We start from the raw sequence: 6,744 nt of genomic DNA, 5'->3' as shown, positions 1-6,744 counted from the left end.
GGGTTCTAAACGGGCACCACAACTGCATGATCGACCGGGCCGGGCGGGCCGGGCGGGCCGGGCGGGCCGGGCGGGGCCGGGTCGGGCGGGCCGGGGTGGGCCGGGCCGGGTCGGGCCTCGGGCTCTGGGTTGGGTTGGGTTGGTTTAGCGGGTGATGTTGCGGTGTTTGCTGCGGAGGCGGAAGGGCATGAGCGCGCTCTCCACCTTGGTCGCGGTGGTCATCTTGGAGACTCCGTCGCGCCGCTCCTCGAAGCGGATCGGCACCTCGAGGATGGTGTGCCCCAGCTTGGTGGCGAGGTAGTGCATCTCCACCTGGAAGCTGTAGCCGTTGGACTGCACCCGCTCCAGGTCGATGTCGCGCAGGGCCTCGGCCCGCCAGATCTTGAAGCCGGCGGTGAGGTCCCGGATGCGTACCCGCAGCAGGGTGTGCACGTAGAGGTTGGCCCAGCCACTGAGCGCCCGGCGGTAGAGCGGCCAGTTTTCGTCCAGCTCGCCGCCGGGCACGTACCGGGAACCGATCACGACGCTGGCCTGGGTGGAGAGCAGCGCGCCCAGCATCCCCGGCAGCGCCTCGGGCGGGTGCGAGAGGTCGGCGTCCATCTGCGCCACGTACTCGGCGCCGCCCTCGATCGCCCGACTCATCCCGTCCACGTACGCCCGGCCGAGGCCCTCCTTGCCGGCGCGGTGCACGACCTCGACCCGGTCGGGGTTCTCGATGGCCAACTTGTCGGCCACGTCCCCGGTGCCGTCGGGTGAGTTGTCGTCGGCGACGAGGATGCGAAGCCCCGGCAGCGGCAGCGCGAGCAGCCGCTCGACCAGCGCCGGGAGGTTGCCCGCCTCGTTGTAAGTGGGCACGACGACGGTCAGGCGTGCGTCCCCCCACGGCGACGGCAACTGCATCGGCTTGATCATGTCGGTCATCCTCGGTTTGCGGACAAGGGTCATGGAAAGGGTATCTAGGTCCCTCGTTCGGTCCGAGAGAGGCACCCCTCCCGGGCGTTGCGGACCCTCGCCACGCACTGGGCGCGGGGGTCGAAGCCCTGGTCAGGGGCTTGCGCTGGTCAGTGCCGACGGCCGCGTCACGGTCACCTGTTCTGCCGGGTGGCGATGTCGGAGAGGCGGGCCAGCGTCTCCCGGTTACGCCGGTGCAGCACCAGGTCGTTGACCTTGTTGTGGATCCAGCGCAGCGGGCCGGCGGCGAAGTCCTCCCCGATGCGGACCCGGGTGGCACCCTCGCCGACCGGTTGCAGGGTGAAGGCCACGATCGCCTCGCCCACCGGCCAGAGCCCGGCCTTGAGCACGAGCCGGTGCGGCGGTTCGCAGACCAGCACCGTCGACGCGTCCTGCAACGAGAACGGCCAGGGCCCGGCCCGGTGGTGCAGTTGGCTGCCCACCCGGGGCCAGGCGTCGTCCACGTCCCGCACGTGTGCGGTGCCCACCACCCAGTCGCTGTACGTCCACCCGTCCGCGAGCACGTCGAACACCTGCTGCGGGGAAGCGTCGATCACTTTCTCCACAATCGCCACTGGCCTTCCGTACCCGGAGCACGGCACGGGCTAACGGCGCACGGGTTAGCTTCTCCGGCACGGCGGGTAAGGCCGACCCGGGGCATCGGTTGCGGCGCTGGCCCACCGCCTTGACGACGACGTTTACTCCTCGGGGCGCAGGGAACCCGCCGGCTGTGCGACAGGACCAGGAGGATCCGTATCAGCGCAGGTCAGCCCAGGTTTACGCCGCTGCTGACCGCGCCGGTTCCGGATCTGTCGCAAGCCCCCGGCCAGTCCTGTACGACGCGGTGCTGCTGGACCGCGACGGCACCCTGATCGAGGACGTGCCGTACAACGGCGACCCGGAGAAGGTGCGGCCGGTGCCGGGCGCGCGGGCGGCGTTGGACCGGCTGCGCGCGGCCGGGCTGCGGCTGGCCGTCGTCACGAACCAGTCGGGCCTGGCCCGGGGCTACTTCACCGGTGAGCAGATGCGGGCGGTGCACGCCCGCGTCGAGGAGCTGCTGGGCCGGTTCGACGCGTGGCTGGTCTGCCCGCACGACGACGCCGACGGTTGTGACTGCCGCAAGCCGGCGCCCGGTCTGGTGCACGGCGCCGCACGCGAGCTGGGCACCACGGCGTCCCGCTGCGTGCTGGTGGGCGACATCGGACGGGACGTCTCCGCCGCGCTGGCCGCCGGGGCGGCGGGGGTGCTGGTGCCCACCCCGGTGACCCGGCCGGAGGAGATCGCCGCCGCCGGGTGGGTGGCCACCGATCTGCCGGCGGCGGTAGGGGAGATCCTGCGCCGCCAACTGGCCGTGCAGCCCTCGGCGCCGCCCACCGAACGGGTGCGGACGGCGCTGGTGGTCCGCTCGGACTCGGCGGGTGACGTGCTGGTCACCGGGCCGGCGATCCGCGCCGTCGCGGCCGGAGCGGAGCGGGTGGTGCTGTTGTGTGGGCCGCGCGGTCGGGCCGCCGCCAATCTGCTGCCCGGCGTCGACGAGATCATCGAGCATCCGCTGCCGTGGATCGACCCCCTGCCGGGGCCGGTCGACCCGGAGGCCATCCGGGGCCTGACCGCGCGGCTGGGCGCTCTCGGCGCGGACCAGGCGGTGGTGTTCACCTCGTTTCACCAGTCCGCCCTTCCGCTGGCGCTGCTGCTGCGGATGGCGGGGATCGACCGGATCGCGGCGATCAGCGACGACTATCCGGGCTCGCTACTGGACATCCGACACCGGGTGCCGGTCGGCGTCCCCGAACCCGAGCGTGCCCTCTCGCTGGCCGCCGCCGCCGGCCACCGGCTGCCCGACGGCGACGAACCCGTCCTCCGGCTCCGCCGCGACGCTGTGCCGCCGCGCCCGGCCGACCTCGGCGACCCGGGGTACGTGGTGCTGCACCCCGGGTCGGCCGCGTCGAGCCGAGCCTGCCCGCCCGAGGTGGCGACCCGGATCGCCGGGGCGCTGACCGACGCCGGGCACCGGGTGCTCGTCACGGGCAGCCCGGACGAGCGTGCGATAACCGCCCGGGTCGCCGCGGCCGGCGGCACCGACCTGGGCGGCCGTACCGACCTGGTCGGGCTGGCCGCGATCGTCGCGGACGCCGGCGCGGTCGTGGTCGGCAACACCGGGCCCGCGCACCTGGCGGCCGCCGCCGGAGTGCCCGTGGTGAGTCTCTTCGCGCCGACCGTCCCGTTCGGACAGTGGGGGCCCTACCGGGTGCCCACCGTTCGGCTCGGCGATGCCGCCGCGCCCTGCCGGGACACCCGGGCCGCGAGCTGCCCGGTCACCGGGCACCCCTGCCTCAGTGGCATCGAGCCGGACGAGGTGGTCGACGCGCTTCGGACGCTCGCCGTCAGCGGCGGTGGCGGCCCATGAACATCCTGCTCTGGCACGTGCACGGCTCCTGGACCACGTCGTTCGTGCACGGCAGCCACCGCTACCTGATTCCCACCACACCCGACCGCGGCCCGTACGGCCTCGGCCGGGCCCGTACCTACCCGTGGCCGGACAACGCGGTCGAGGTGACCCCGGAGGAGTTGCCGGACGCCGACGTGGACCTGGTCATCCTGCAACGCCCCGAGGAGATCGACCGGGCCGAGGAGTGGCTTCGTCGCCGTCCCGGCCGCGACCTCCCGGCGATCTACGTCGAGCACAACACTCCCAAGGGCGACGTGCCCAACACGCGGCACCCGATGGCTGACCGCGACGACCTGCTCATCGCCCACGTCACCGGCTTCAACCAGATCTTCTGGGACACCGGCGGCACCCGCACCACAGTGGTCGACCACGGCATCGTCGCCCCCTCCGCGTCCTACACCGGCGAGCTGGACCGACTCGCCGTGGTGATCAACGAGCCGGTACGGCGAGGTCGGGTCACCGGCACCGACCTGCTGCCCCAGTTCGCCGAGATCGCGCCGCTGGACGTGTTCGGCATGGGCGTCGCCGGCCTGGCCGACCACCTCGGGCTGCCCGCCGCCCGGCTGACCAGTCACGACGACGTACCCCAGGAGCGGATGCACACCGAACTGGCCCGGCGGCGGGCGTACCTGCACCTGTGCCGGTGGACCTCTCTCGGGCTCAGCCTCATCGAGGCGATGGCGATCGGCTTGCCGGTCGTCGCGCTCGCCACCACCGAGGCGGTGATGGCGGTGCCCCCGGAAGCGGGGGCGCTCGCCACCCGGACCGACACCCTGCTCGACGCCGCCCGCCGGTTCATCGCCGAACCGGCGACCGCGCGGCAGGCCGGAGCGGCGGCGCGGACCGCCGCGCGCGACAGGTACGGCCTCGACCGTTTCCTCGCCGACTGGGACCGGCTGCTGGAGGAGGAAGTATGCGGATCGCGATGATCTCGGAGCACGCCAGCCCGCTCGCCGTCCTCGGAGGGGAGGATGCCGGCGGCCAGAACACGCACGTGGCGGAGTTGTCCGCCGCGCTCGCCGCCGCCGGGCACGAGGTGCGGGTGTACACCCGCCGCGACGCGCCCGACCTCCCGGTGACCGTCCGCAGCCCGGACGGGTACGACGTGGTGCACGTGCCGGCCGGCCCGGCCGAGCCGGTGGCCAAGGATGCCCTGCTGCCGCACATGCGGGAGTTCAGCAACTGGCTGATCGAGCGCTGGCGCGGCGGCGACTGGGTGCCCGAGGTGATCCACGCGCACTTCTGGATGAGCGGTCTGGCCGGGCTGACCGCCGGCCGGCAGACCGGGGTGCCGGTGGTGCAGACGTACCACGCGCTGGGCACGGTGAAGCGCCGCTACCAGGGTGTGCAGGACACCAGCCCGGCCCGGCGGGTCTCCTACGAGCGGGAGCTGGGCCGCTCGGTGGACCGGATCGTCGCGCAGTGCCGCGACGAGGTGGGCGAGCTGGTCCGGATGGGGGTGCCCCGGTCCCGGATGACAGTGGTGCCCTCCGGCGTCAACCTCACCACCTTCGCTCCGCTCGGACCGGCCGCCGACCGGGAACCGGGACGGGCCCGGATCCTCACCGTGGGCCGGCTGGTCGAGCGCAAGGGCTTCCAGACCGTGATCCGGGCGATGGCGCTGGTCCCGGACGCCGAGTGCGTGGTCGTCGGCGGCCCGCCCGAGGGGCTGTTGGAGACCGACCCGTACGCCCGTCGGCTGCGGGCGCTCGCCGAGTCGTGCGGGGTGGCCGACCGGGTGCGCCTGGTCGGGGCGGTGCCCCGGGAGGAGATGGGCCGCTGGTACCGCTCGGCGGACCTGCTGGTCGCGGCGCCGTGGTACGAGCCGTTCGGGTTGACCCCGCTGGAGGCGATGGCCTGTGGGGTGCCGGTCGTCGGCACGGCCGTGGGCGGCATCCGGGACACCGTGGTGGACGGGACGACCGGTGACCTCGTGCCGGCCCGGGACCCGCACGCGCTGGCCACCGCGATCCAGGGGTTGCTCGACGACCGGATCAGGCGTTTCGCGTACGCGACGGCGGCCCGCGAGCGGGCCCGGGCGCGGTACTCGTGGGCGGCCACCGCCGAGCGGCTGGTCGAGGTCTACACCGAGGTCGCCGCCGTGCGAAGGCCGACCCGGGTGGTGGCCTGATGCCGACGGGCAGCCTGCTCGACACCCACCTGACGAATCTCGCCGCGGCGCTGGTGCCGTACCGGCGGTGTGAGCGACAGCTGGCCCGCTGGGGGGCGGACCTGGCGCACCGGCTGGCCGGCGGCGGTCGCCTGCTGGTCGCCGGGAACGGGGGCAGCGCCGCGGAGGCCCAGCACCTCACCGCCGAGCTGGTCGGCAAGCTGCACGACGACCGCCAGCCGCTGTCCGCGATCGCGCTGCACGCCGAGACGAGCGCGCTCACCGCCATCGCCAACGACTACGGCTACACCGACGTGTACGCCCGCCAGGTGCGCGCCCACGGCCGCCCCGGCGACATCCTGCTGCTGCTGAGCACCAGCGGAACCAGTCCCAACCTGATCGCCGCCGCGCGGACCGGCCGCGATGTCGGGGTGACCACCTGGGCGCTCACCGGCGCCACCCCCAACCCGCTCGCCGACGCCTGCGACGACGTGCTGGCCGTCGCGTCCCCGGACACCCAGGTCGTCCAGGAGCTGCACCTGGTGACCAGTCATCTGCTCTGCGAGTACCTCGAACAGGAGTTGCCCGCCGCGCTGGCGGCAGCCGCCGATCCGGCGGTCGTCCACCCCGTGCCGGCGGAGCCGGCGCCGGTGCGCACCGGGGTCGAGGTGGTGCTCGACGGCGGGACCGGACAGCAGGTCGACGCGTGAGGATGAGGAGGCAAGCGTGAGGGGACCTGTGGTGGTGCTCGGGGACACCCTGCTCGACCGGGATGTGGAAGGCGTGGTGAACCGGCTCTGCCCGGATTCCCCGGTGCCGGTGCTCGACGAGACCGCGGCCACCGACCGGCCGGGGGGCGCCGGCCTGGCGGCGGTGTTCGCCGCCGCGCAGGGCGCCGAGGTGGTGCTGGTGACCGCGCTCGCCGACGACGCCGGCGGGGCCCGGTTGAGCGCTCTGCTCACCGCCGCCGGCGTGCAGGTGTACCCACTGGCCCTCGCCGGCGCGACGCCGGAGAAGATCCGGCTGCGGGCCCGGGGGCGGGTGCTGCTGCGGCACGACCGTGGCGGCGCGTCCGGGGAGCCGGGTCAGCCCTCCGACGAGGTGCTCCGGGTGATCGGCTCGGCGTCGGCGGTGCTGGTCAGCGACTACGGCCGGGGGGTGGCCCGGCAGCCCGCGCTGCGTGCCGCGTTGGCCGCCACCCGCGCGCCGCTGGTGTGGGACCCGCATCCGCGTG

Annotated in this window: 7 protein-coding genes; 5 read left to right on the top strand and 2 right to left on the bottom strand. The window is 74.1% G+C overall.

Features of this window, described 5'->3' with window-relative positions; all coding sequences use genetic code 11:
• Positions 1 to 144 precede the first annotated feature (144 nt).
• Positions 145 to 912: a polyprenol monophosphomannose synthase gene (locus ABZU52_RS31435; protein WP_354974552.1), complete on the bottom strand. Its 768-nt coding sequence runs from the start codon at positions 910 to 912 to the stop codon at positions 145 to 147.
• Positions 913 to 1,085: 173 nt separating this feature from the next.
• Entirely contained in the window at positions 1,086 to 1,526 is a 441-nt protein-coding gene (locus ABZU52_RS31430; RefSeq protein WP_354974551.1) for an SRPBCC family protein, read from the bottom strand.
• A 155-nt stretch (positions 1,527 to 1,681) separates the two neighbouring features.
• On the opposite strand from ABZU52_RS31430, the gene ABZU52_RS31425 reads away from it, so the two are divergent.
• The 5 genes from ABZU52_RS31425 to ABZU52_RS31405 form a co-directional block, all read left to right on the top strand.
• Entirely contained in the window at positions 1,682 to 3,358 is a 1,677-nt protein-coding gene (locus tag ABZU52_RS31425; RefSeq protein ID WP_354974550.1) for an HAD-IIIA family hydrolase, read from the top strand.
• Positions 3,355 to 4,329, top strand: coding sequence for a glycosyltransferase (locus ABZU52_RS31420; protein WP_354974549.1), 975 nt, complete (start codon positions 3,355 to 3,357; stop codon positions 4,327 to 4,329). Before ABZU52_RS31425 ends, ABZU52_RS31420 begins: the two co-directional genes overlap by 4 nt.
• Positions 4,314 to 5,531, top strand: coding sequence for a glycosyltransferase (locus tag ABZU52_RS31415; RefSeq protein ID WP_354974548.1), 1,218 nt, complete (start codon positions 4,314 to 4,316; stop codon positions 5,529 to 5,531). The genes ABZU52_RS31420 and ABZU52_RS31415 overlap by 16 nt, the downstream gene beginning before the upstream one ends.
• Positions 5,528 to 6,220, top strand: coding sequence for an SIS domain-containing protein (locus tag ABZU52_RS31410; protein WP_354974553.1), 693 nt, complete (start codon positions 5,528 to 5,530; stop codon positions 6,218 to 6,220). Before ABZU52_RS31415 ends, ABZU52_RS31410 begins: the two co-directional genes overlap by 4 nt.
• A 16-nt stretch (positions 6,221 to 6,236) precedes the next feature.
• The coding region (locus ABZU52_RS31405; protein ID WP_354974547.1) for a PfkB family carbohydrate kinase at positions 6,237 to 6,744 on the top strand (508 nt) is incomplete at its 3' end.

It is taken from the genome of Micromonospora sp. NPDC005220, from assembly GCF_040607895.1.
Classification (GTDB): domain Bacteria; phylum Actinomycetota; class Actinomycetes; order Mycobacteriales; family Micromonosporaceae; genus Micromonospora.
Note: the sequence above shows the minus strand (reverse complement) of the source record. Positions and strands in the feature narration are given on the sequence as shown.